This is a genomic window from Cellulomonas sp. NPDC089187 (assembly GCF_040685135.1).
Taxonomy (GTDB): Bacteria; Actinomycetota; Actinomycetes; order Actinomycetales; family Cellulomonadaceae; genus Cellulomonas.
In genome coordinates this window covers 767,389-790,856 of record NZ_JBFBHI010000001.1, presented here as the reverse complement: position 1 = coordinate 790,856, position 23,468 = coordinate 767,389, and the positions used below count along the sequence as shown (strand labels likewise).

The 23,468-nt window shown below is 70.7% G+C and carries 22 protein-coding genes and 1 tRNA gene; 19 read left to right on the top strand and 4 right to left on the bottom strand.

What is annotated here, in order from left to right:
* Positions 1-193: 193 nt before the first annotated feature.
* The 16 genes from AB0N78_RS03735 to AB0N78_RS03660 all read left to right on the top strand — a co-directional run bounded on the left by AB0N78_RS03735 (position 194) and on the right by AB0N78_RS03660 (position 14,620).
* Positions 194-3,724: an Rne/Rng family ribonuclease gene (locus tag AB0N78_RS03735; RefSeq protein ID WP_363386004.1), complete on the top strand. Its 3,531-nt coding sequence runs from the start codon at positions 194-196 to the stop codon at positions 3,722-3,724.
* Positions 3,725-3,960: 236 nt separating this feature from the next.
* Positions 3,961-4,269, top strand: coding sequence for a 50S ribosomal protein L21 (gene rplU / locus AB0N78_RS03730; protein ID WP_363386235.1), 309 nt, complete (start codon positions 3,961-3,963; stop codon positions 4,267-4,269).
* Positions 4,270-4,325: 56 nt separating this feature from the next.
* Positions 4,326-4,580 carry a 50S ribosomal protein L27 gene (rpmA, locus tag AB0N78_RS03725; protein ID WP_168631315.1) on the top strand — a complete coding sequence of 85 codons (255 nt, stop codon included), beginning with the start codon at positions 4,326-4,328 and terminating at the stop codon, positions 4,578-4,580.
* 103 nt (positions 4,581-4,683) lie between these two features.
* Positions 4,684-6,201: a GTPase ObgE gene (obgE, locus tag AB0N78_RS03720; protein WP_363386001.1), complete on the top strand. Its 1,518-nt coding sequence runs from the start codon at positions 4,684-4,686 to the stop codon at positions 6,199-6,201.
* A gap of 62 nt (positions 6,202-6,263) precedes the next feature.
* Positions 6,264-7,412: a glutamate 5-kinase gene (proB, locus tag AB0N78_RS03715; RefSeq protein WP_363386233.1), complete on the top strand. Its 1,149-nt coding sequence runs from the start codon at positions 6,264-6,266 to the stop codon at positions 7,410-7,412.
* Positions 7,413-7,455: 43 nt separating this feature from the next.
* Positions 7,456-8,748 (top strand): glutamate-5-semialdehyde dehydrogenase, encoded by a 1,293-nt coding sequence (locus AB0N78_RS03710; RefSeq protein ID WP_363385999.1) that lies wholly within the window; start codon positions 7,456-7,458, stop codon positions 8,746-8,748.
* 66 nt (positions 8,749-8,814) lie between these two features.
* Positions 8,815-8,967 carry a hypothetical protein gene (locus AB0N78_RS03705; protein WP_363385998.1) on the top strand — a complete coding sequence of 51 codons (153 nt, stop codon included), beginning with the start codon at positions 8,815-8,817 and terminating at the stop codon, positions 8,965-8,967.
* Positions 8,968-8,981: 14 nt separating this feature from the next.
* Positions 8,982-9,584 carry a nicotinate-nucleotide adenylyltransferase gene (gene nadD / locus AB0N78_RS03700; protein ID WP_363385996.1) on the top strand — a complete coding sequence of 201 codons (603 nt, stop codon included), beginning with the start codon at positions 8,982-8,984 and terminating at the stop codon, positions 9,582-9,584.
* Positions 9,581-10,609: a hypothetical protein gene (locus tag AB0N78_RS03695; RefSeq protein WP_363385994.1), complete on the top strand. Its 1,029-nt coding sequence runs from the start codon at positions 9,581-9,583 to the stop codon at positions 10,607-10,609. Before nadD ends, AB0N78_RS03695 begins: the two co-directional genes overlap by 4 nt.
* Positions 10,610-10,635: 26 nt before the next feature.
* Positions 10,636-11,028: a ribosome silencing factor gene (gene rsfS / locus AB0N78_RS03690; RefSeq protein ID WP_363385992.1), complete on the top strand. Its 393-nt coding sequence runs from the start codon at positions 10,636-10,638 to the stop codon at positions 11,026-11,028.
* The gene (locus AB0N78_RS03685; RefSeq protein WP_363385990.1) at positions 11,025-11,720 is read left to right on the top strand and encodes a histidine phosphatase family protein; all 696 of its coding nucleotides are present in this window, start codon (positions 11,025-11,027) and stop codon (positions 11,718-11,720) included. Before rsfS ends, AB0N78_RS03685 begins: the two co-directional genes overlap by 4 nt.
* Before the next feature lie 105 nt (positions 11,721-11,825).
* A tRNA-Ala gene (locus AB0N78_RS03680) sits at positions 11,826-11,898 on the top strand.
* Between the two features lie 80 nt (positions 11,899-11,978).
* The gene (locus AB0N78_RS03675) at positions 11,979-12,470 is read left to right on the top strand and encodes an NUDIX domain-containing protein (RefSeq protein WP_363385988.1); all 492 of its coding nucleotides are present in this window, start codon (positions 11,979-11,981) and stop codon (positions 12,468-12,470) included.
* The gene (locus AB0N78_RS03670; RefSeq protein ID WP_363385986.1) at positions 12,467-13,348 is read left to right on the top strand and encodes a DMT family transporter; all 882 of its coding nucleotides are present in this window, start codon (positions 12,467-12,469) and stop codon (positions 13,346-13,348) included. Before AB0N78_RS03675 ends, AB0N78_RS03670 begins: the two co-directional genes overlap by 4 nt.
* 9 nt (positions 13,349-13,357) lie before the next feature.
* Positions 13,358-13,957: a GNAT family N-acetyltransferase gene (locus AB0N78_RS03665; RefSeq protein ID WP_363385984.1), complete on the top strand. Its 600-nt coding sequence runs from the start codon at positions 13,358-13,360 to the stop codon at positions 13,955-13,957.
* 30 nt (positions 13,958-13,987) lie between these two features.
* Positions 13,988-14,620: a hypothetical protein gene (locus AB0N78_RS03660; protein WP_363385982.1), complete on the top strand. Its 633-nt coding sequence runs from the start codon at positions 13,988-13,990 to the stop codon at positions 14,618-14,620.
* Here AB0N78_RS03660 and AB0N78_RS03655 read toward each other — a convergent pair whose 3' ends face one another.
* From AB0N78_RS03655 to AB0N78_RS03645, 3 genes are read right to left on the bottom strand one after another with little or no spacing between them, the layout of a single operon-like run.
* On the bottom strand, positions 14,621-15,967 hold the full coding sequence (locus AB0N78_RS03655; protein ID WP_363385980.1) for an L-serine ammonia-lyase: 1,347 nt from the start codon (positions 15,965-15,967) through the stop codon (positions 14,621-14,623).
* 7 nt (positions 15,968-15,974) lie between these two features.
* A complete protein-coding gene (locus tag AB0N78_RS03650; RefSeq protein WP_363385978.1) occupies positions 15,975-17,339 on the bottom strand; it encodes a DUF3100 domain-containing protein in 1,365 nt (454 codons plus the stop codon).
* A 57-nt stretch (positions 17,340-17,396) separates the two neighbouring features.
* Positions 17,397-18,611 (bottom strand): M20 family metallopeptidase, encoded by a 1,215-nt coding sequence (locus AB0N78_RS03645; protein ID WP_363385976.1) that lies wholly within the window; start codon positions 18,609-18,611, stop codon positions 17,397-17,399.
* A 32-nt stretch (positions 18,612-18,643) separates the two neighbouring features.
* Between AB0N78_RS03645 and AB0N78_RS03640 the strand changes: the two genes are divergently transcribed.
* Together AB0N78_RS03640 and AB0N78_RS03635 are read left to right on the top strand one after the other, a co-directional pair.
* Positions 18,644-19,729, top strand: coding sequence for an Lrp/AsnC family transcriptional regulator (locus AB0N78_RS03640; protein WP_363385973.1), 1,086 nt, complete (start codon positions 18,644-18,646; stop codon positions 19,727-19,729).
* Entirely contained in the window at positions 19,726-20,616 is an 891-nt protein-coding gene (locus tag AB0N78_RS03635; RefSeq protein ID WP_363385970.1) for a VOC family protein, read from the top strand. The genes AB0N78_RS03640 and AB0N78_RS03635 overlap by 4 nt, the downstream gene beginning before the upstream one ends.
* A gap of 3 nt (positions 20,617-20,619) precedes the next feature.
* Here AB0N78_RS03635 and AB0N78_RS03630 read toward each other — a convergent pair whose 3' ends face one another.
* Complete coding sequence (locus AB0N78_RS03630; RefSeq protein WP_363385967.1) at positions 20,620-21,657, bottom strand: glutathione S-transferase C-terminal domain-containing protein; 1,038 nt, start codon at positions 21,655-21,657, stop codon at positions 20,620-20,622.
* Between the two features lie 97 nt (positions 21,658-21,754).
* Here AB0N78_RS03630 and AB0N78_RS03625 point away from each other — a divergent pair, with 97 nt between their 5' ends.
* A complete protein-coding gene (locus AB0N78_RS03625; protein WP_363385965.1) occupies positions 21,755-23,467 on the top strand; it encodes a hypothetical protein in 1,713 nt (570 codons plus the stop codon).
* The last annotated feature ends 1 nt before the right edge of the window (position 23,468 follow it).

Here is a 23,468-nt window from a genome sequence, read left to right as displayed (position 1 = left end):
AGTACGCCAGCCGCCGCTCCAGTGCCCCCGTCGAGATGACGGTGGGCCAGGGGCAGGCGATGGTGCCGAGCGCACGGTCGGGCGACCGACACCGACGACTTCCGTCGCCGCGGGGACGCGAGCGACGACCGAACCGCCCACGGAGCACCGGATGTGTGGCCGGGAATTCCGTGGCACTCAGGAGCACACGCACGTGACATCCGAGAACACCGACGCGACCACCGAGAACGCGTCCACCACCCCCACCAAGCGCCCCCGTCGGGCCACCCGCGCCGTGACGACTCCGGCCGCCGCCGCTGCCTCGGCTATCGATGTGACCCCCGCGAGCGAGCCGACCTCCGGCACCGCTGCCCCAGAGGTTGCGGCCGAGACTCCGGTGGCCCCCCGTCGCCGGACCCGCAAGGTCGCCGCTGCTGAGGTGTCCGCCACCCAGACGACCCCCGCATCCGAGCCGCCCGCCGCCGAGGGCTCTGCGGACCAGGTGCCGGTCAAGAAGGCCACCCGCACCCGGAAGAAGGCGGCTCCGGCGCAGGACACCGACGCGCAGGCGGGCTCCAGTGCCGCGTCGACACCCACTGCGGCACCGGTGTCGGACGCCGCCGCTGCGGAGCCGTCCGCGCCCAAGAAGCGCACCCCCCGCACCACCGCGAAGAAGGACGTCGACGAGGTTCCGGCTGCCGCGACCGCGGAGGGAACGGCCGAGTCCGAGGCACCTGCCGCGCCGAAGCGCCGTCGCGCGACCCGCACGGCTGCTGCCCCGGCTGAGGCGGGCGCCGCCGCTGCGGAGTCCGCTGCACCGGCCGCTGAGGGCACGCAGACGCCTGCCAGCCCGCAGCAGGAGAAGTCCGCGTCGACGCAGAAGTCCGCAACGGCCAAGAAGTCGACGGCGAAGAAGACGGCCGGGCGTGCGTCGCAGAAGGCCGCCGATCAGGACTCTGCCGCCCCGGCAGACATCGAGCTGGACGCGTCCGGGCAGCCCGCCGCGGACTCCGTCGAGGCAGACCAATCCGCCGCCGAGCAGGCAGCACCGGCCCGCCGCACCCGGTCGCGTCGCGCCACCCGGCCCGCCGCGGCGTCCACCGCAGTGGTGGAGCCGACGGTCGAGGCACCCTCCGAGGAGTCGGAGGAGGACGAGGAGACCACCGAGGAATCCCCGGCGCTGGACGTGCTGGCCGCGTTCTCCGGTGTCACGCCCGAGCCGGAGAAGCCGACCGCCACCTCCGGGCGTCTGGCGACCACCGCGGTGCTGTTCCAGGCACCGGAGACCCCCCGGCGTCGTCGCCGTGCGCAGGCCCCGGCCGGTTCCCCGGAAGAGATCGCCGCCGCCGCGCACGCTGCCGAGCAGGCCGCCGCCGAGCAGGCCACGGAGCAGTCGGAGACCGATTCGCAGTCCGACAACGGCCAGGACAGCACCGAGACCGGTGGCAGCGGGCGTCGCAGCCGCGGCCGCCGCGGTGGCCGCAAGCGCAACGGTGGGCAGTCCGCAGCGGAGACCGCCGAGGACACCACCGAGGAGTCCGCGCAGGAGCGCCCCGGCGCGCAGCAGCTGGTGGACAGCGACGAGGTCGAGGCCGACGAGACCACGGACAGCCAGCAGACGGACGAGGAGCGCGAGGACAGCGAGGACTCCGGTCCGCGCCGTCGCCGCCGTCGCGGGGGCCGCGGTCGTCGGTCCCGGGCCAAGTCCGAGGGTGAGGACGCCACCGACTCCGACGACGAGTCCGGTGAGGACGAGTCTGCCGATGACCAGTCGGATGCCGAGCAGGACGCGGACGGCGAGGAGGAGGGCACCGGTGGCAGCAGCCGTCGTCGTCGCCGTCGTCGTCGTTCCCGCGGTGGCGAGGGTGGCGAGTCCTCCTCGTCGTCCGGCAGCCGCAGCGGCCGGGATGAGGTGACTGCCCTGCGCGGGTCCACCCGCCTGGAGGCCAAGCGCCAGCGCCGCCGCGAGGGTCGGGACGCCGGTCGCCGCCGTCAGATCATCACCGAGGCCGAGTTCCTGGCCCGCCGGGAGGCCGTCGACCGCAGCATGATCGTGCGGGAGAAGGACGGTCGCACCCAGATCGCCGTGCTCGAGGACGGCGTGCTGGTCGAGCACTATGTCTCCAAGCAGGCCCAGGCCTCCATGGTGGGCAATGTCTACCTCGGCCGGGTGCAGAACGTGCTGCCCAGCATGGAGGCGGCCTTCGTTGACGTGGGCCGGGGGCGCAATGCCGTGCTCTACGCCGGTGAGGTCAACTGGGATGCCGCCGGGGTCGAGGGTGGCAAGTCCCGTCGGATCGAGCAGGCGCTCAAGTCCGGTGACTCGGTGCTGGTGCAGGTCACCAAGGACCCGATCGGTCACAAGGGTGCCCGCCTGACCTCGCAGGTCACGCTCGCCGGTCGCTACCTGGTCTACGTGCCCGGTGGTGGCATGACCGGGATCAGTCGCAAGCTGCCCGACAACGAGCGCAGCCGCCTGAAGAAGATCCTGCGCGAGGTGGTGCCGGACTCGGCGGGCGTGATCGTGCGCACCGCCGCAGAGGGTGCCTCGGAGGAGGAGCTGCGCGCGGATATCGCCCGACTGCAGTCGCAGTGGGAGGCAATCGAGAAGAAGTCGAAGACCGCGTCCGCGCCGTCGCTGCTGCAGGGTGAGCCGGATATGGCCATCCGCGTGGTCCGTGACATCTTCAACGACGACTTCAGCTCCCTGGTGATCCAGGGCGACGAGGCCTGGTCGACCATCTCCGGCTACATCGGCGAGCTGGCCCCCGACCTGGCCGAGAAGATGAGCAAGTACACCGGCACTGGCGATGTCTTCCATGACCACCGGGTGGACGAGCAGCTGGCCAAGGGCATGGACCGCAAGGTCTGGCTGCCTTCCGGCGGCTCGCTGGTGATCGACCGTACTGAGGCGATGACCGTCGTCGACGTGAACACCGGCAAGTTCACCGGCGCCGGTGGCACGCTGGAGGAGACGGTGACCCGCAACAACCTGGAGGCCGCGGAGGAGATCGTCCGCCAGCTCCGGTTGCGGGACATCGGCGGCATCATCGTGATCGACTTCATCGACATGGTGCTGGAGTCGAACCGGGATCTGGTGTTGCGCCGGTTGGTGGAGTGCCTGGGCCGGGACCGCACCAAGCACCAGGTGGCCGAGGTCACCTCGCTGGGTCTGGTCCAGATGACGCGCAAGCGTGTGGGGCAGGGCCTGGTGGAGGCGTTCTCCGAGACCTGTGAGCACTGCCATGGACGCGGATTCATCGTGCACTCCGAGCCGGTGGAGAAGTCCGGCGGCAACAACGGCGGACAGCAGCACCAGCACCAGCCGGAGAAGCCCGCTGCCGAGGGCGGCGAGTCCAAGCGGTCGCGGCGCAAGCGTGGTGGCAGCGCGGCTGCGGCGACGGTCGCTGCGGAGAAGGAGCAGGTCCCGGTATTGCCGGAGGCTCGCGAGCAGGTGAAGGCCACGCTGGCCACCATCGCGGCCGCCGCGGCGCATGCCCATCACGACGAGGAGCCCGCTGCAGGGGAGGCGCAGTCCGCCCCCGAGCAGAGCAAGCCGGTGCTCGACGTGATCGCGGCGTTGGGTGAGCTGGGGGAGCAGAGCTCGACCCCCGGTGACGAGCCTGCCGACGAGCCTGCGCTGGAGTTGACCGCCGTCGACCCGAGCCTGTTCGAGGACGGCGAGCCGATGCCAGAGGCACCGCTGGAGGAGTTGGCCGACGGCGCGGAGCAGCCCGAGGAATGAGTGTCGGATGCGCGGGCCGCACCGCGGTTTGACCCCTGCCGAGCGGCCCGCGTATCCTTGAACGTCGGTGCGCTCTGGCGCGTGCCTCATGGCGACATGAGGCAAGTCGGAGAGCGCCGTTCGTGTGTGAAGCCGCCAGAGTTCTCGATCCGCCGCCGATTGACCGGCGCGTGTGGGACGCGGGCGGGACACACGCCCCAGAACCTGTAGTTCGACGAGCAGAGATGAGCAGCAACGTGGTGTACGCGATCGTGAAGGCCGGCGGCCGTCAGGAGAAGGTCGCCGTTGGCGACGTCGTCGTGGTCGACCGCCTCGCGGCCGGTGCCGGTGCCACCGTCGAGCTGCCTGCGCTGCTGCTCGTCGACGGGGAGAAGGTGACCTCCGACGCCGCGGCGCTGGCCAAGGTCACCGTCACCGCGGAGGTCGTCCGGGACGAGAAGGGCCCGAAGATCGACATCCTGCGGTACAAGAACAAGACCGGCTACCGCCGTCGCCAGGGTCACCGTCAGGCGCTGACCCGTCTCAAGGTCACCGGCATCAAGTGACCTGCCGCGGATTCGTCCGCGTCATGAATTCCCGGATCTAGAAAGCAGGCCTTGAGATGGCACACAAGAAGGGCGCGAGCTCCTCGCGCAACGGTCGTGACTCGAACGCCCAGCGTCTGGGCGTCAAGCGCTTCGGCGGCCAGGTCGTCGGCGCGGGCGAGATCATCGTGCGGCAGCGTGGCACCCACTTCCACCCCGGCGTGAACGTCGGCCGTGGCGGGGACGACACCCTGTTCGCCCTGGCCCCGGGTGCGGTGCAGTTCGGCACCCGCCGCGGCCGCAAGGTCATCGACGTCGTCACGGCGGACTGACCACAGTCTTTCGGTCGAAGGGGCGTACCGCGTCGGCGGTGCGCCCCTTCGCCGTGTTTCAGTAGGGCCCGGACGGTGTGTTCGGGGAGCAGAGGAGTGAACCATGGCCGCCTTCGTCGATCGCGTGGTGCTGCACGCCAGTGGCGGTGACGGCGGCCACGGCTGTGCCTCGATCCGCCGGGAGAAGTTCAAGCCGCTGGCCGGGCCTGACGGCGGCAACGGCGGCAACGGTGGTTCCGTGGTCCTGGTGGTCGACCCGCAGGTGACCACGCTGTTGGATTACCACCACGCCCCGCACCGGCATGCCCCCTCCGGCACGCAGGGGATGGGCGACAACCGGTCGGGTTCCACCGGCGCGGATCTGGTGCTGCCGGTCCCGGACGGCACCGTGGTCAAGAGCCCGGACGGTGAGGTGCTGGCCGATCTGGTCGGCATTGGTGCGACCTATGTGGTGGCCGAGGGCGGTCATGGCGGACTGGGGAACGCGGCCCTGTCGTCGCAGCGCCGCAAGGCCCCCGGCTTCGCGCTGCTGGGCGAGCCCGGTGACAGCGCGGATGTGGTGCTGGAACTCAAGACCATCGCCGACGTCGCTCTGGTCGGTTACCCAAGCGCGGGCAAGTCGAGCCTAGTCGCCGCGATCTCCGCCGCACGCCCCAAGATCGCCGACTACCCGTTCACCACCCTGGTGCCGAACCTCGGGGTGGTGCAGGCCGGTGACGCCCGCTACACCGTCGCCGACGTGCCCGGCCTGATCCCGGGTGCCAGTGAGGGTCGCGGACTGGGGTTGGAGTTCTTGCGGCACATCGAGCGCTGCGCGGTGATCGTGCACGTGCTCGACTGCGCCACGCTGGAGTCCGATCGGGACCCGATTCGCGACCTGGACGTGATTGAGGCCGAGCTCGCCGCATACAGCGGGGACCTACAGATCGAGGGCGGTCGGGTGCCGCTGAACGAGCGCCCGCGCCTGGTCGTGCTGAATAAGATCGATGTGCCCGACGCCCGGGACATGGCCGAGATGGTGCGCCCGGAGCTGGAGGCGCGCGGACTGCGGGTCTTCGAGATCTCCACTGCCAGCCATGAGGGACTGCGCCCGTTGAGCTTCGCTCTGGCCGAGCTGGTCGAGCAGGCGCGCAAGGACGCGCCCGCGCCGGAGGTCGCCCGCGTGGTGCTGCGCCCCAAGGCGGTCGACTCCAGCGGGTTCACCGTCACCCGCCGTCAGGACGGCGATCACGAGTTCTTCCAGGTGCGCGGCAGCAAGCCCGAGCGCTGGGTGCGGCAGACCGACTTCACCAACGACGAGGCGGTCGGCTACCTCGCGGACCGGCTGGCCCGGCTCGGCGTGGAGGAGAAGCTGCTGAAGTCCGGTGCGGTGGCCGGCGCGGAGGTGGTGATCGGCGAGGGCGACAACGCCGTGGTCTTCGACTGGGAGCCGACGCTGATGACCGGCTCGGAGCTGCTCGGCGGTCCGCGCGGCACCGACCTGCGACTCGAGGACCACAGCCGTCCGACCCGCGGTGAGAAGCGCAAGGAGTACAAGGACCGGATGGACGCCAAGGCCGAGGCGCGTGAGGAGCTGTGGCAGGAGCGTCAGGCCGGGCACTGGGCTGACCCGGAGGCCTGATCTGCGGCGGATTCGTCCGCGGGCCGGATGTCAATGACGGGCGGACCCGTCGACGCGGGATGATGGTGCCTGTGAGCGCTGCACCCTTGACCGACCGCCGTCTACTGCCCGAGGTACACCGGGTGGTGGTCAAGGTCGGATCGTCGTCCCTGACCGACGCCGACGGGAAGCTCGACCCGCAGCGGCTGCGCGCCCTGGTGGATGTGCTGGCCGCGCGGGTGGCCTCCGGTCACCAAGTGGTACTGGTGTCCTCCGGTGCGATCGCCGCCGGGATGGACCCGCTCGGGCTGCCCCGTCGTCCGCGCGATCTGGCGACCCAACAGGCCGCGGCCTCGGTGGGGCAGGGGCTGTTGGTGGCGCACTACACCCGGGCGTTCGCCGACCACGGACTGCGGGTCGGGCAGGTGCTGCTCACCGCGGACGACACCATGCGCCGTGGCCAGTACCGCAACGCCCAGCGTGCCCTCGACCGGCTGCTCGACTTGGGCATCGTGCCGATCATCAACGAGAACGACACCGTCGCCACCGATGAGATCCGGTTCGGTGACAACGACCGGCTCGCCGCGCTGGTCTCCCACTTGGTGCACGCCGACGCGATGACCCTACTGACAGACGTCGACGGGCTCTACACCGGACCGCCCAGCCATCCCGGCTCGGAGCGGATCGCGCAGGTACGTGGTCCGGGCGATCTGGACGGCATCGACGTCAGCGCCAAGGGCAGCCGGGTCGGCACCGGAGGCATGGTGACCAAGCTGGAGTCGGTGGCCATCGCGACCGCCTCCGGCATCCCGGTGGTGTTGACTTCTGCGGCCCAGGTCGGCGCGGCGCTGGCCGGGCAGGATGTGGGCACCTGGTTCGCCGCCACCGGTCGACGCACCTCCACCCGTCTGCTCTGGTTGGCCTATGCCGCCCGGACCCGGGGCCGGTTGGTGTTGGACGAGGGTGCGGTGCGTGCCGTGGTCGAGCGGGGCAAGTCGCTGCTGCCGGCCGGTGTGACCGCCGCGGAGGGGGACTTCCATGCGGGCGACCCGGTGGAGCTGGTTGACGCGAATGGTGTGGTGATCGCCCGGGGGTTGGTGGCCTACTCCGCCGAGGAGGTGCCCGATCTGCTCGGGCACTCCACCTCCGACCTGCGCGCCGAGCTGGGCAAGGGCTACGACCGGGAACTGGTGCACCGCGACGACCTGGTGCTGGTCCGGCGTCGCCACTGAGACGGCGGTCGTCGGCTGACGACACCCGGACTACCCTGGTCCGATGACCACCACTGCTGCGCAGCCCGCCGCCGAGGTGAGCGAGCAGGTGCTCGCCGTGGCCCGTCGCGCCAAGGACGCCTCCCGCGCGCTGGCCGTCGCCACCCGGGGCACCAAGGACGCCGCCCTGCACGCACTGGCCGACGCGCTGATCGCCCAGGCCGACCGGATCGTCGTGGCCAACACCGACGACCTGGAGCGTGGCCGGGCGAACGGCACCTCCGCGGGGCTGCTCGACCGATTGGCGCTCACCCCCGAGCGGATCGGCTCCATCGCCGCCGCGTTGCGGGACCTGGCGGCACTGCCCGACCCGGTCGGCGAGGTGGTGCGCGGGTCGACCCTGCCGAACGGGCTGCGTCTACAGCAGGTGCGGGTCCCGATGGGTGTGGTCGGGATGATCTACGAGGCCCGACCGAATGTGACCGTCGATGCTGCCGGGCTCGCGCTCAAGAGCGGCAACGCGGTGATCCTGCGCGGCGGTTCCGCAGCGGCGAGCTCCAACGAGGTGATCGTCGATGTGCTGCGCGAGGCGCTGGAGGCCCAGGGCCTGCCCGCCGACCTGGTGCAGTCCATCGACGCCTGGGGTCGACCCGGGGGAGTGGCGCTGATGCACGCCCGAGGGCTGGTCGACGTGCTGGTGCCGCGCGGTGGTGCCGATCTGATCCGCACGGTGGTCCAGGAGGCGACGGTGCCGGTGATCGAGACCGGCGTCGGCAACTGCCATGTGTACGTGGACGCCACCGCCGACCCCGTAATGGCGCTACCCATCCTGCTGAACTCCAAGACCCAGCGCGTCGGTGTGTGCAACGCCGCCGAGACCCTGCTGGTACACCAGGACGCGGCCGCCGAGTTCCTGCCCTCCGCGCTGACCGCGCTGGCCGAGGCCGGGGTCACCGTGCACGCGGACAACATCACCGCCTCCCTTGCGCCGACCGGGGTCACCGTGGTCCCCGCCACCGACGAGGACTGGGCCACCGAGTACCTGTCGCTCGACATCGCCGTGCGGGTGGTCGACGATCTGGATGAGGCGATCACGCACATCCGGCGCTGGACCTCCGGGCACACCGAGGCCATCGTCACCCGCGACCTGGCGTCCTCCGAGCGGTTCGTCGCCGAGTTGGACTCCGCGGCGATCATGGTCAATGCGTCGACCCGGTTCACCGACGGTGGTGAGTTCGGGCTCGGTGCCGAGATCGGCATCTCTACTCAGAAGCTGCACGCCCGGGGCCCCATGGGACTCGCCGAACTGACCACCACCAAGTGGATCGTGCACGGCGAGGGCCAGATCCGCCCCTGATCGCTGCCCGGGCCGGTCCGGGCATGCGACACTGAACTGTTCCGACGACAACTCCCAGGAGGACCTGTGAACACGGTGCTGCGCGCCGCTGAGGCCGCTGCCGAGCACGGCAACGAGCTCCCCTTCTCGCCCGTGGTGTTCGGGCTGGCCGGATTCGGCGTCCTGATCGCGCTGCTGCTGGTCACCTACGCCTTCCGGAGCGTCGGCACCCGCCACTGAGGCAGGGGCACGGTATGACGCAGCGACGGACCCGACTGGGCGTGATGGGTGGCACCTTCGACCCCATCCACCACGGCCACCTGGTCGCCGCCAGTGAGGTGGCCGCCCGGTTCGACCTGGACGAGGTGGTCTTCGTCCCCACCGGGGCACCCTCGTTCAAGCAGTCCGTTGACGTCACACCGGCTGAGCACCGCTACCTGATGACCGTGATCGCCACGGCGTCGAATCCGCGCTTCACCGTCAGCCGGGTCGACATCGACCGGCCCGGTCTGACCTACACCGTGGACACCCTGCGCGACCTCGCGGCCGAGCGTCCGGATGCGGACCTGTACTTCATCACCGGGGCGGATGCCATCGCGCAGCTGCTCACCTGGAAGGATTCCGCGGAGCTCTTCGAGCTGGCGCAATTCGTCGCGGTGACCCGCCCCGGACACCAGCTCACCCTGGACGGCTTGCCCTCGCACCGGGTCAGCCAGTGGGAGATCCCCGCGCTGGCGATCTCCTCCACCGATGTGCGGGCCCGTGCCCGGGAGGGCCGACCCGTTTGGTACCTGGTGCCGGACGGTGTAGTCCAGTACATCTCGAAATACCGTCTGTACGAAGGTCTGGAGTCATGAGCACACCCGGCACCCCGCTGACCCGGCGGCAGCTGCGTGAACTTGAGGCGGCCCGGTTGGCCGCACAGGGCGGCGCAGCGACGGGCTCTGGCGAGGAAACGACGACGCGGCCGAGCGCGGGGGAGGGCGCCCCGGACGCTCGGTCTGCTGCTGGTCGGGAGGCTTCGGCCCCGACCACCACGGGGACGGCCCGAGTCGCTCCGGCGACTCCCGCTGCCGCTCCGGCGGCCGGGGCTGCTGCTCCGTCGACCGGGGCCGTCGACGCCGCGGCGACCTCGCGGCGGGCGCTGCGGAACCGTCCGGTAGCAGCGGTGGGTCCGGACGGGCAGACCGCAGGACAGGGGGGTGCGCCGTACCAGGTGCCGGGTCTCCACCCGGAGACGCCGGCCCGCACCCGCCGTTCGATCCGGTCGACCGACGACACCGCGGCGACGGGCTCGGCTCCGAACAGCGCAGGAACGGACGAGTCCGCTGTCGTCTCGGGTGCCGGTGCAGGCAGCCGTGCAGCAACACAGTCGACAACCGGGGCACTGGCGGGTGCTCGCTCGTGGAACCCGCTCGGCGCTGCCCCCTCCTCCGCCCCGCTCGCGCCCTCTGCGAGCACCGCCGGGCCGACAGGCGAGTCGGACGAGGCCACACCGCCCCGGGGAACTCCGGTGACGGCTCCGGCCACCGTTGCCGGGAACGGGGGTGCGTCGTCGGAGGACTCCGAGCAGGACGTGCCGGACTGGCGCTCGCTGCTCAAGGCGATGGCGCCCCCGCCGGGGCCCGCGCAGGAGGTCGCCGAGACCGGCAGCATCCCGGTGGTGTCCATCGATGAGGTCGATGCCGAGCCGGACGAGGTGCCCGAGCGCATCCGTCGCCCGCTGCCCTTCACCTGGTTGCAGTGGATCATCCTGATCCTGGTGTTCTTCGTGCTGGGCTTCCTGATCGTGCTGGTCGGCAAGACCGCCGCCGGGGCCGACGGCGACCTGGCACCCACGCTCGCCACCGCGGCCGCTCTGTGGCCCGCACCCCTGACCTGATCCACCCGACCACCCCGAGGAGACCCGTGTCGGCATCCGACCGCGCGATCGACCTGACCATCGCAGCCGCCCGTGCCGCCGCCGACCTGAAGGCGGAGGAGATCATCGCTCTGGACGTCAGCGAGCAGCTGGTGCTCACCGACGCCTTCCTGATCGCCTCCGGTAGCAACGAGCGCCAGGTGAACGCCATCGTCGACGCGGTGGAGGAGTCGCTGCACAAGCTGGGTGCCAAGCCGCTGCGTCGGGAGGGCCGTTCCGAGGGTCGCTGGGTGCTGCTCGACTTCGGCGATGTGGTGGTGCACGTGCAGCACGCCGAGGATCGGGTGTACTACGCCCTGGAGCGGCTGTGGAAGGACTGCCCGGTGATCGAGCTGCCCGCGGATGTGCAGGGTGGCGAGGGAGCCGAGGCGGCGGAGTGACCGCCGGGCGGGTCGTGCTCTGGCGGCACGGCCGGACCGCCTGGAACGCCGGTGCTCGATTGCAGGGCCAGTCGGACATCCCGCTGGACGAGGTCGGACTCTGGCAGGCCGCCACCGCCGCCCAGGCACTGGCCGGTCAACACCGGGTCACCCGAATCGTCAGCTCCGATCTGGGCCGCGCCTACGCGACCGCGCAGGCCCTGGGCGAGGTCACCGGGGTGAGCGTGCAGACCGACATTCGGTTGCGTGAGCGCTCCTTCGGTGACTGGGAAGGGCTGACCGGTGACGAGATCGCCACGGGGTGGCCGGAGCAACAGAAGATCTGGCGCGCCGGGGGACACCCGGAGGGCATCAACGCCGAGTCCCGTGCCACGGTGCAGGCGCGGATGACCCAGGCCGTGCACGCCTATGCCGCCGACCTGGACCGGGACGACGTGCTGGTCGTGGTCTCGCACGGGGCTGCCATCGGATCGTGCCTGACCGGGCTGTTGGGGTTGCCCGCTGAGTGGCGGGGGCTGTCCGGGATGTCCAACGCGCACTGGGCCGAGGTGGTGCCGACCCGACCGGGCACCGACCCGGCATGGACGGTGCAAGTGCTCAACTTCGGGCCGGTCTGGGCGTCCTCGGACTGGAACGCCGGTCCGGACACCGAGGCGCAATCGCTCGCCGAGGAGGTCCGCGATCCGGCGTGAGTCGGATCACCGGAGCCGATTGGCGTTTTGCCTCGTCGATCACCTATGCTCGTACACGCCCGCACGGCGGGTGATGGGGCAGGACCCTTCGGGATCGTGACTCATGGGGCTGTGGCGCAGCTGGTAGCGCACCTGCATGGCATGCAGGGGGTCAGGGGTTCGAGTCCCCTCAGCTCCACCCGTAAGACATGAACCCCCGACCTGGTCCAGGTCGGGGGTTCATGCGTTGTAGGGGGTGACGGGCCCTAGAGTCGTCCCATGCCCACACCTCCCTTCGTCCTCGCCCTGCGCGAGAAGATCGGCCATGACCTGCTCTGGATGCCGGGGGTGAGCGCCGTCGTCTTCCGGGCTGCCGAGCACAGTCCCACCGGGCGCGAGCAGGTGCTGCTGGTCAAGCGGGCGGACAACGGGGCGTGGACGCCGACCACCGGGATCATCGATCCGGGGGAGGAACCCGCGGTGGCCGGTGCCCGGGAGGTGCTGGAGGAGACCGAGGTCACGGCGCAGGCGGAGGCGCTGGTCTGGGTGCACACGTTGCCGCCGATGACCTACCTCAATGGCGACCGCTCGCAGTATCTGGACCTGACCTTCCGGTTCCGGTGGACCTCCGGTGAGCCAGGTCCCGGCGACGGGGAGAACTCCGACGCGCGCTGGTTCCACCTGGATGAGCTGCCGGAGATGTCGGCGGAGATGCTCGCCCGGATCGAGCACGCTCGCACTCCGGAGCTGGGCTGCCGGTTCACCGCGTGACCGGGGGTCGATCCGGCCAGCTCACCGTGATCGCCGCGCTGGTCGGTGCCACGCTGTTCTGGGCGGGGAACTATGTGGTCGGCGCGGCGGCGGTGGAGGAGCTCAGCCCGGTGTCGTTGACCGCGCTGCGATGGGCGCTCGCGGCGGTGCCGCTGCTGGTGATCGCGCAGGTGGTCGAGCGACCGGACTGGCGGGCGGCGTGGCGGGACTGGCGTCGACAGCTGGGGTTGGCGCTGCTCGGGATGGTCGGCTACGCGGTGCTGGTCTACAGCGCGCTGCAGCACACCAGCAGTGTGAACGCTTCGCTGGTGAACGCCCTGAACCCGGCGTTGATCGCGCTGCTGGCCGCCGCGCTGGCCCGTCGTGCGCCGAACCGGCGGTCAGTGGTGGGGATGCTGGTGGGGTTGGCCGGTGTGCTGGTGGTGTTGACCGGCGGACGGCTGGACCAGTTGCTCGGGCTGCGGTTCAACGTCGGGGATCTGCTCATGCTGGGTGCGATCCTGGTGTGGAGCCTGTACACGCTGGGCGGTCGGGGGAGTGCGGCACCGCCGATCACCGGCACCGCGATCCAGGCGACCCTGGCCGCCGCGGTGATGGTGCCCTTCGCGCTGGCCGGGCAGGTGCACTGGCCCTCCACCGGGTCCGGCACGGCGGCGCTGCTGTTCATCGCGGTCTTTCCCTCGGTGGGCTCGTACCTGCTGTGGAACTTTGCGCTGCGTCGGGTACCGGCCGGGTCGGCCGGGGTGTACCTCAACCTGATCACGGTGTTCACGGTGCTGATCAACGCGGTGCTGGGCTACCGGATCGGTGTCGCGCAGCTGGTCGGTGGCGGGCTGGTGCTCGGTGGGGTGCTGCTGGTGCATCGCGCGCCTCGGTAGGGTCCGGGCATGGAACTGCGTCGTTTCGCCCGCTGTGACCTGCCGGGGTTGTACCAGGTCTGCCTGCTCACCGGTGCCGCCGGACAGGACGCGACCGCCGACTACCGGGACCCCGATCTGCTCGGCCACCTCTACGCCGGGGCGTATCCAACCGCCGACCCGTCGCTGACCTGGGTGGTCCGGGACGAGCAGGGTGTGGCCGGGTATCTGGTGGCCACCGACGACTCCGCCGCCTTCGCCGCCTGGCAGGAGCAGCACTGGTGGCCGGAGCTGCGTGAGCGCTACCCGCTGCCCGGCACCGGCCTGCCGGCGGACCTGCGCGCGATCGAGACGATCCACGCCGGGCAGCCGCCGCGGGCCGAGTTGGTGGAGCGGTTCCCGGCACACCTGCACATCGACCTGCTGCCGCGCACCCAGGGGCGTGGGATGGGTCGACGGCTGATCGAGACCCTGGTGGGGGAGCTGCGCGCCCGGGGTGTGCCCGGTCTCCAGCTCGGGGTCGCGGAGACCAACACCGGTGCCATCGCGTTCTACGAGCGGGTCGGCTTCGACACGGCGTCACGCCACGACTGGGGCCGGATGCTGGTGATGGACCTGACCACCGCGTAGGTTGGCCGCGTCAGGGCAGGGAGGAAGCACATGAGCGACACCGGGTACGGCGACTTCGAGTTCGAGCGACGGTTCTTTGTCCGGGATCTGCCAGTGGAGTTGCTCGCCGAGCCTGATCCGGTGTTGATCGTGCAGAGCTACTTCCTGGCCGCCGACGGGTACGCGCTGCGGCTGCGGGTGCAGGCAGACAGCGTCCGGGTGCCGTTGGGCCCGGATGTCGATCCGCTGGACGTGCTGGACCAGATCGGTGACGGCTTCGACTTCTGCGCGGTCAGCCTCAAGGGGCCGATGAACACCGGCACCCGCTATGAGGCCGAGCGGGAGATCGACGTCACCGTCGGGATCGAGATGATCCGCCGTGGCGGGCAGCGTCTGGTGAAGAACCGGTACGCCACCTGGCTGGGCCAGGACGGGTGGGTGATCGACGTCTTCGGCGGTGCGAACGCCCCGCTGGTGATCGCCGAGTGTGAGCGCTCCGGACCGGTGACGGACCTCCAGATCCCGGCGTTCTGCCTGACCGAGGTCACGGACGACCCACGCTTTGCGAACGACGGACTCGCCGGTGCGCCCTACCGTGGCTGGGCAGGGGAGTTCGAGCAGGAGCTGGCCCGCACCGGTCCGCGATTCCTGGCCGGATTCGGCCGCAACGACATCCAGCGCTGATCAGCACTCGACGACGTTGACCGCCAGGCCCGCCTCACTAGTCTCCTTGTAGCGCGAGGACATGTCCGCGCCGGTCTGCCGCATGGTCTCGATCACGGTGTCCAGGCTGACCACGTGCTGCCCGTCGCCGAGCAGTGCGATCCGGGCGGCGGTCAACGCGGTCGCGGCGGCCACCGCATTGCGCTCGATGCACGGGATCTGGACCAGCCCACCCACCGGGTCGCAGGTCAGGCCCAGGTGGTGCTCCATCGCGATCTCGGCGGCGTTCTCCACCTGACGGGGGGTGCCACCCAGCACCGCGGTGGTGCCGGCCGCGGCCATGGCGCACGCCGATCCGACCTCACCCTGACAGCCCGCCTCCGCACCGGAGATGGAGGCGTTCGCCTTGACGATAGATCCGATGGCGGCGGCGGTGAGCAGGAAGGTGTGCACGGCGTCCCGGTCGGCCCCGTGCTCGTTGACCAGGTAGTGCAGCACGGCGGGGAGCACGCCAGCAGCGCCGTTGGTCGGAGCGGTGACCACTCGGCCACCGGCGGCGTTCTCCTCGTTGATCGCCATCGCCCAGACGGCCAGTCGCTCCTCGGCGGCGACCCGCTCGCCCCGGGCGACGCGCTCGTCCAGGGCCCGCTGCGCGGCGGCGGCCCGGCGTCGGACCCGCAAGCCGCCGGGCAGCACACCCTCGGTGCTGACCCCGGCAGCCACGCAAGCGCTCATCGCCGCCCAGATCGCGTCCAGACCGCGGGTGGCCTCAGCCTCACCGTGCAGCGCGACTTCATCGGCCCAGGCCACATCCGCGATCCGGCCGTTCTCACCGACCGCCTCCAGCAACTGGGTGGCGGTGCGGTACGTCGACGGCACCGGGGTCGGCTCCGGCGGACGCGCACCCGCCCGCAGGATGAAGCCGCCGCCGATGGACAGATAGCAGCTGGACCACAGCTCCTCACCGTCCCGGGTGGCGGCGAGGGTGAGCGCATTCGGGTGTCCGAGGTCCCGGGCGAAGGGCTCGAAGGCCACATCCTCGGCCCGCACCGTGATCCCCTCGACCTCCAGCGTGCCGCCGGCGGACAGCTCCGCCCAGCGGCCGTGCACCGCAGCGGGGTCGCAGGTCTCCGGCTCCATGCCGCGCAGCCCGGCCAGCACCGCATCGGGGGTGCCGTGGCCGATGCCGGTGGCCGCCAGCGAGCCGTGCAACCGGATGTGCAGCCGGTCCGCCTGACCGAGCAGACCGTGCTCGCGCAGCTCGGTGATGAAGGCGTGCGCCGCCCGCATCGGCCCGACGGTGTGTGAACTCGACGGGCCGATGCCGATGGAGAACAGCTCCAGCGCGGAGACGTAGACGCCGCTCACGGTGCTCCTAGTTCCAGATGGTCAGTGCCAGCTGCGCGACGGTCGAGGCCAGCAGGTAGGCGGAGGTGATCGAGACCAGGCCGACCGGGATGATCTTCCACCCGATGGCCTTCAGCATGGGCAGGTCCTTGCCCAGACTCAGGCCCGCGATGCTCAGCACCAGGGTACAAACCCCGAGGAAGTCGATCCCGTTCACCAGCTCCAGCAGTGGCTCCTGGATGGGTGACCAGGGAGTGGAGATCAGCGCACCGAGGGTGATGACGATAAACATCGCGCCGATCTTGCCCCGGGCGAGCTTGGCCAGACTGATCCCGACGGCGACCAGCGCAGCCAGCACGAGGAACCCGCCCAGCGCCTTCCAGTCCAGGTTCAGCTCCAAGCTGCGCGGCACCACGGAGTTCACCAGGAACCCGGCGAGCACCAGCACACCGAGGATGGTCCAGGTGGCGATGCTGACCGGCGGGGCCTGCACCATCGTGTGCACCGCGGAGGGCTTCTTCTCCACCACCGAGCCGCGCAGCTGCTGGCGACGGGTGAGTAGCTGGTAGTACTTCTCGGCCAGCGGCAGCGCCACGTACATGCCGACATAGACACCGAGCAGGCTGGTGATCACATTCGAGGTCGCGGCCAGGGCCAGCACGTCGTTGGCGAGCTCCGGGTGCGCGTTGGCCACCGCACCGGAGGCGGCTGCCATCATCGAGCCGGAACCGACGCCGGAGCCCATCGCCAGCGCCCGCGGGTCGAAGATGTCCAGCGCCGCCATCACCGAGGCGATGACCGTGATGATGATCGCGCCGAACAGGGTGCCGAAGGCGTACATGGACAGCACACCGCGGTACTGCGGAGAATCCGGGCCGTAGCGCTCGCTGACCATCGCGAACGCGCCCTCCCGGTCGATGGAGAAGGTTGCACCCACCGTGGCCGGCCCCATCTTGAGCAGCACGGCCAGCGGGAGTGCCAGTGCCAGGGTGCCGAACAGGTGCCCGACCTCCTGGAGCAGCAGCGCCGGACCCGCGTTGAACAGCATCTCGATGTTCGGGCCCATGGTGAAGGACAGTCGGGCGATCAGGAACAGCACCGCCACACCCATCACGGTGGAGGCAGTGGACTGCAGATCGAGCGGGAACTTCTTCCACGGCTGGGCGCTGATCGCGCCGCCGATGAGCAATCCGTACACCAGGGGCAGCACGGCGATGTCGGCGAAGCTCCCGACCGAGATCGTCCACTTGTCGATGAACTGGGCGGTGCCGGCGATCACGATCATCAGCACCACCACGATCCACAGCCGTGGCGAGCGCCACGAGTAGCGCAGCGGAGCTGGCGGGGCGGTGGCGAGGGGCTCGGATTGTTCGGTGCTGGCGGTGCTGGTCATGGGTGTCACATCTCTCGCGTCGTCGGGGGAGGGGTGGGACGCGGCTGAAGCGTGCGGTCAGGCCTGGAGGGTGGTGCGGGTGGCTCCGGCCGGGCGCTCGGCCTGGCGGCGGAGCAGGTCGGCTCGCACCGCGGGGTCGAGGGCGGCATCGATCACCGTCATCGCCAGTGCTGTGGCCCCGTCCAGCGCGGCCTGGTCCCCGGCGGGGGTGGCGGCAGCAGCGGCGAAGTCGGGGGTGTGCGGAGCGGCGGTGCTGCCCAGGATCGAGATGGTCGGGTGGATCGCCGGGACCACCTGCGAGACATTGCCCATATCCGTCGAGCCGCCGCGCAGGGCGGTGTTCGGGTCGATGGTGCGGCCCAGCTCGCCCAGGGCGACATTCCAGAACCGGCTCAGGTCCGGGTCGGAGTTGACCGGGGCGTAGGGGTGCTCGGTGGGCTCGACGGACCACTCGCAGCCAGTGGCGATGGCTGCCCCCTCAAAGCAGGCCAGCACGCGGCGGTAGGTCTCCCGCCAGACGTCGATGTCCGGGGAGCGCACCTCCAGCTGCACCACGGTGCGGGCCGGGATGATGTTGGTGACCTCGCCGCCGTGCTGGACGAAGGCGTTGACGCTGACCCCGGCCGGGAGGTGCTGGCGCAGCAGGCCGATGCCGGTCAGCGCCAGGGTTGCGGCGGCACCCGCGTTGATGCCGTGCTCAGGGGCGGCTGCGGCGTGCGAGGCGCGCCCGGTGAACACGATCTGCACCCGCTGCACCGCCTGGGCCGCGAAGGCCCCGCAGGGTGCGTCCAGCCCGGACATGCCATGCACCATCAGGGAGAGGGTGCTGTCCTCCCAGGCACCCGCCAGCAGCAGGTCGACCTTGCCGCCACCGTGCTCCTCGGCGGGGGTACCCAGCAGCTTGACCCGCAGGCCGGCCTCCGCGGCCAACGGTGCGAGGGCGATGGCCGCGCCGACGCCGGCGGTGGCAATGATGTTGTGCCCGCAGGCGTGCCCGATGCCGGGTAGGGCGTCGTACTCGGCGCAAACGGTGACGGTCATGTCGCCGGTGCCGTAGGTGGCCTCCACCGCGGTGTCGAGGCCGTAGGCGCCGACCGTGACGTCGAATCCGTGGCTGGTCAGCAGCTCACCGACCCGGGCGGCGGCCCGGTGCTCCTCGTAGGCCAGCTCGGGGTCCTGATGGATCGCGTGGCTGAAGGCCAGCAGCTGGTCGCGGTGCTGGTGAACGGCTGCGCTGATCCGGGTCTTCGCGTCGGCGGGAGAGAGAGTCATGGGGTCACTGTGGCCTGTGATTGAATTCACAGATGGTCAATCGCACGGATCACGCGGGAATCGACGTCTCAGCGCAGGAATATCAGCCTGATCGGGTCGATATGCGCATCCTGCATGCCTTGCAGGTGGAGCCGCGGGCGACCTGGGCCGAGCTGGCACCGGTGGTCGGCGCGGATGCCACGAATCTGTCGCGGCGCTGGGCGCGATTGCGCGACGCGGGGATCGCCTGGGTGACCGGGATGACGGACGGGGGTGATCGTTCCGGTGCGGCGCTGATCGAGATCGAGTGCGCCCCGGGTGATTTGCACGCCACGGCAGCCGCCCTGTCCCGCGATCCGGAGGTGGTGACCGTCGACTACACGGTCGGTGGCCGGGACCTGGTCGCGACGGTGATCACCGACAGTCCCCACCAGGTGGCTGACTATGCGCTGGGTCCGATGGCCCGGTTGTCCGGCATCCGCGCCGCCCGCACCCATCTGGTGACCGAACGGCTCCTGGACGCCCGTCGGTGGCGTCTGCGCGAGCTGAGCTCTGCCGACGTGGCCCGCATCCCGCGGTTTCGACCGCCGCGTAGTCGAGCGGCGCGTGCCATCGCCCCGGAGTTGCGGGCGGTGATCCGCCGGGAACTCGCCGCGGACGGTCGGGCCAGCGCGGCGGCGATTGCGGCGCGCAGCGGGTTCTCCGCGCAGCGGGTCACCGATGCCATTGCCACGCTGCGCACCAGCGGGGAGCTCTATCTGCGCACCGATCTGGCCCGCGATCTGTCGGACTGGCCGATCTACACCTGGTACTTCCTCCAGGTGCCGGCCCCGGCGATGGCGCAGGCCCGGATCACCCTGGCGCAGGTGCCGGAGGTGCGATTGGCGGTGCTGTGCGCCTCTCGCTACAACCTGGTGCTCGCCGTCTGGCTGCGCAGCATGCAGGACGTGCAGGCGTTCGAGGTGGCCCTGGCGCGGGCGCTCCCCGGGGCGGTCATCGCGGACCGGTCGGTGGTGGTGCGGATCGCCAAACACCTCGGGCATGTGTTGGGGGTGAACGGTCGGGCGACGGGGGAGGTGGTGCCGATGTCTCGGGAGACTTCGCCTTTGGTTGAACACTCAACTACCATGGAGCCATGACCACGACTCAGGACCGCCTCGCCGCCGACACCGCCATGGGTCCGGTGACCCTGTTGGTGGGGGATCTCGACCTCCAGCTGCGCTACTACCGCGATGTGCTCGGGCTGAGCGTCGTCGAGCGTCCGGATGAGCGAATCGAGGGAGTCGGACGACCGGATGTGGTGGTGCTCGGTCGGGGGAGCACGGCGTTGCTGGTGCTGCGGCACTTCCCGGACCTGCCCCCGACCAGTCGTTCCCAGGCCGGGTTGTTCCACACCGCGATCCTGTTCGACACCCGCGCGGCGTTGGCCGGTGCGCTGGCCTCGGTGGCCGCCCGTGCGCCGCAGACCTACATCGGCAGCGCGGACCACCTGGTCTCCGAGGCCTTCTACCTGACCGACCCGGAGGGCAACGGCGTCGAGCTGTACTGGGATCGGGCACGGGACACCTGGCAGTACGACGACTCCGGACATGTGGTGATGGACTCGCTGCTGCTCGACCCGAATGCGTTCATCGACCAGCACGGCGGACAGACGGTGCAGACCGGGGCGGGCCGCCCCGTGGTGGGGCATGTGCACCTTCAGGTCGGCGACGTGCCCAGTGCGCGGTCGTTCTACGTCGACGCGCTGGGCTTCGACGTGACCGCCGAGTGGCACGGGGCGCTGTTCGTCTCCGCCGGCGGCTACCACCACCACCTGGCGGTCAACACCTGGAACTCAGCCGGGGCGGGTCCGCGCGCATCATCCCTGGGCCTGGGCGAGGTCACCCTGGTGGTCCCGGGCACGGACGACATCGGCGCGTTGCGCGAGCGGTTGACCCACCACGGGGTCGGCGTGCAGGACGACGGCGGCACCGTCACCTTCACCGACCCGTGGCACAACGTGGTGCGAGTCCGCGCGGAGATCTGAACCTCAGCCGCGCATCGCCGAGGCGGTGTGCGCCGGATCCACCTGCTCACCTTCGCGCACCGGGCCGGGCGGGGTGCCGTCACCGAACGGGCGACCACCCAGCACCTCCCGTCCGTGCGGGGTGAGCCAGCCGCTCAGATCCGGTCCGGCGGGCACGATCCGGGTCGGGTTAATGTCCTCGTGCACCACGTAGTAGTGCCGCTTGATGTGGTCGAAGTCGATGGTGTCGCCGAACCCCGGGGTCTGGAACAGATCGCGGGCATAGGCCCACAGCACCGGCATCTCGGTCAGCTTGGACCGATTGCACTTGAAGTGCCCGTGGTAGACCGCGTCGAAGCGCACCAGCGTGGTGAACAGCCGGATGTCCGCCTCGGTGATCGTGTCCCCGACCAGGTAGCGCTGTCCGGACAGTCGCTCGCTCAACCAATCCAGACGACCGAACAGTCGGCGGTGGGCCCGGTCGTAGGACTCCTGCGACCCGGCGAACCCACAGCGGTACACCCCGTTGTTCACATCGGTGAAGACCGCCCGCGCCACCTGGTCGATCTCGTCCCGCAGCGGTTCCGGGTACAGGTCGGGCGCGCCAGCCCGGTGGTAGGCGGTCCACTGCGTCGACAGGTCGAGCGTCATCTGCGCGTAGTCGTTGGTCACCACCTGCCCGGTGGGCACGTCGACGAGTGCCGGGACCGTGATACCCCGGGGGTACTGCGGGTCCCGGGCGAAGTAGGCGTCCTGGATGCGGGGAATGCCGAGCACCGGATCGACCCCGCCCGGGTCGAGGTCGAAGGTCCACGAGCGCACATCGTGGGTCGGACCGCAGACCCCCATCGAGATCGCGTCCTCCAACCCGAGCAGCCGGCGCACGATGATCGCCCGGTTCGCCCATGGGCAGGCACGGGACACCACCAGCCGGTAGCGCCCGGCCTCCACCGGCCAGCCCTCGGCACCGTCCACCGTGATCCGGGTGGTCAGGTAGTTCTGGTCGCGGACGAACTCGCTGCCCTGGGTGACATAGGCGCCTGCCGTGCTGTGCTCGGTCATGGCCTCATCCTCACCCGCCGAGGTCGCCGGTGCCCAGCGGGCCGCGGCCCGGATGCCTACAGTGGAGAGACGTCCCGACTCCGACCCGGTGAGGATCGTGCCCGCCCTGACCCGCTCCCGCTTCGCCGTGTTCGGCGTGCTCGTCGCCGGTGGCCTGATCGCCACGGCCTGCACCGTCGACCCGACTCCCGTGCCCACCCCGGAACCTGTCGCTCTGACCGCCGCTGCCACCGACGCGTTCTCCGGGCCGGTGGTGGTCGATATTGCGGACCCCGTGTCGGCCTCGGTCCGGGTCAGCGAGGAGCTGTATTCGGCTGCGGACCTGGTCGTCCTGGCTGCGCCCGAGCAGGCCGACCTGGCGACCGCAGCGTCCCTGGCCGTGGCCGCCGGAGTGCCGTTGCTGAGGGATGGCCCGACCGGGGACGACGACCCGGTGGCCGACGAGTTGGAACGGTTGGGCGTCACCCACGTGCTCACGGTGGGTGACGTGCGCGAGCTGCCCGAACTGACCGTGACACCGGTCGACGGCGTGCAGACGACGGACGAGTTGGACGCGGCGGGGGTGGAGCTGGCGGAGCCGCAGACCGTACCCGCGGACGGTCTGGTCGACGCCGTCGCAGCGCTGGCACGGCCGGACACCCCGATGCTCACGCTCACCGCCGAGGACGCGACGGAGCCGACCGGAACCGATGACACTGTTCACACGGGCCGCCCGACACCGGGGGACGCCCCCTGGCAGGTGACGGCCGCCGAACCCCGTTCCGACCGCACCGCCCTGCTGATCGACCCTGCGGCCGACGACGACCCCACCAGCCTGCTCGCACCCCTGGCCACCGCCCGCGCTGCGGACCTTCCCGTTGTCCGCGTGCCCGGAGGCGACCCGCGCGTGACCACCGACACCGTGGGCGCGCTGACCGACGCCACCGGTGCGATCGCCCTCGGCGACAGCTTCGGCAGCGCCGACCGGCTCGCGCCCCGACTCGCCTCGGCGGCCACCGGCCAGCAGCTGCCCGGCGGCGGGCAGCTGGTCTTCCCCCGCCAGGAGGGCATCCCCGGCAAGCGGTACATCGCGCTCTACGGCACTCCTGGCACCCCCGCGCTCGGTGTCCTCGGCGAGCAGGACGTGCCCGCCACCATCGCCCGCGCCCAGCAGACCGCCGACGCCTACCGCGCGCTGACCGGCGACACAGTGGTCCCCACCCTGGAGATCATCGCCACCATCGCCTCCGCCGGACCGGAGGCAGACAACTCCTACTCCCGACCGCGCAGCGTCGACGAGCTGCGCCCCCTGATCGAGGCCGCCGCCGACGCGGACATGGCCGTCGTCATCGACCTGCAACCCGGCCGAACGGACTTTCTCACCCAAGCGAAGCAGTACGCCGAACTGCTCGAATACCCGCACGTCGGGCTGGCCCTCGACCCGGAATGGCGTCTCAAACCCGACCAGGTGCACCTGCGCCAGATCGGGTCGGTCTCCGTCGATGAGGTCAACCAGGTATCGGACTGGCTCGCCGGATTCGTCCGCGAACGGCAGCTGCCGCAGAAGATGTTCCTGCTGCACCAGTTCTCGCTGCGCATGATCACCAACCGGGAGCGGCTCAACGTCGACCACGACGAGCTCGCCACGATCATCCACGCCGACGGCCAGGGCACGCAGCCCGCCAAGACCGACACCTGGAACGCGCTACACCAGGGGGCACCGGCGGTGCACTGGGGGTGGAAGAACTTCTACGACGAGGACCAGCCGATGCTGACGCCGGAGCAGACGTACCAGGTGGTGCCGGTGCCGGATCTGGTGACGTACCAGTAGG

Coding starts and splice junctions, on each gene's coding strand:
- AB0N78_RS03695 (WP_363385994.1), top strand. CDS start 9,581: ATGAGCACACCCGGCACCCCGCTGACCCGGCGGCAGCTGCGTGAACTT.
- AB0N78_RS03645 (WP_363385976.1), bottom strand. CDS start 18,611: ATGACTCTCTCTCCCGCCGACGCGAAGACCCGGATCAGCGCAGCCGTT.
- obgE (WP_363386001.1), top strand. CDS start 4,684: ATGGCCGCCTTCGTCGATCGCGTGGTGCTGCACGCCAGTGGCGGTGAC.
- AB0N78_RS03635 (WP_363385970.1), top strand. CDS start 19,726: ATGACCACGACTCAGGACCGCCTCGCCGCCGACACCGCCATGGGTCCG.
- proB (WP_363386233.1), top strand. CDS start 6,264: ATGGTGCCTGTGAGCGCTGCACCCTTGACCGACCGCCGTCTACTGCCC.
- AB0N78_RS03630 (WP_363385967.1), bottom strand. CDS start 21,657: ATGACCGAGCACAGCACGGCAGGCGCCTATGTCACCCAGGGCAGCGAG.
- AB0N78_RS03675 (WP_363385988.1), top strand. CDS start 11,979: ATGCCCACACCTCCCTTCGTCCTCGCCCTGCGCGAGAAGATCGGCCAT.
- AB0N78_RS03660 (WP_363385982.1), top strand. CDS start 13,988: ATGAGCGACACCGGGTACGGCGACTTCGAGTTCGAGCGACGGTTCTTT.
- AB0N78_RS03640 (WP_363385973.1), top strand. CDS start 18,644: ATGGTCAATCGCACGGATCACGCGGGAATCGACGTCTCAGCGCAGGAA.
- AB0N78_RS03665 (WP_363385984.1), top strand. CDS start 13,358: ATGGAACTGCGTCGTTTCGCCCGCTGTGACCTGCCGGGGTTGTACCAG.
- AB0N78_RS03650 (WP_363385978.1), bottom strand. CDS start 17,339: ATGACCAGCACCGCCAGCACCGAACAATCCGAGCCCCTCGCCACCGCC.
- nadD (WP_363385996.1), top strand. CDS start 8,982: ATGACGCAGCGACGGACCCGACTGGGCGTGATGGGTGGCACCTTCGAC.
- AB0N78_RS03710 (WP_363385999.1), top strand. CDS start 7,456: ATGACCACCACTGCTGCGCAGCCCGCCGCCGAGGTGAGCGAGCAGGTG.
- rpmA (WP_168631315.1), top strand. CDS start 4,326: ATGGCACACAAGAAGGGCGCGAGCTCCTCGCGCAACGGTCGTGACTCG.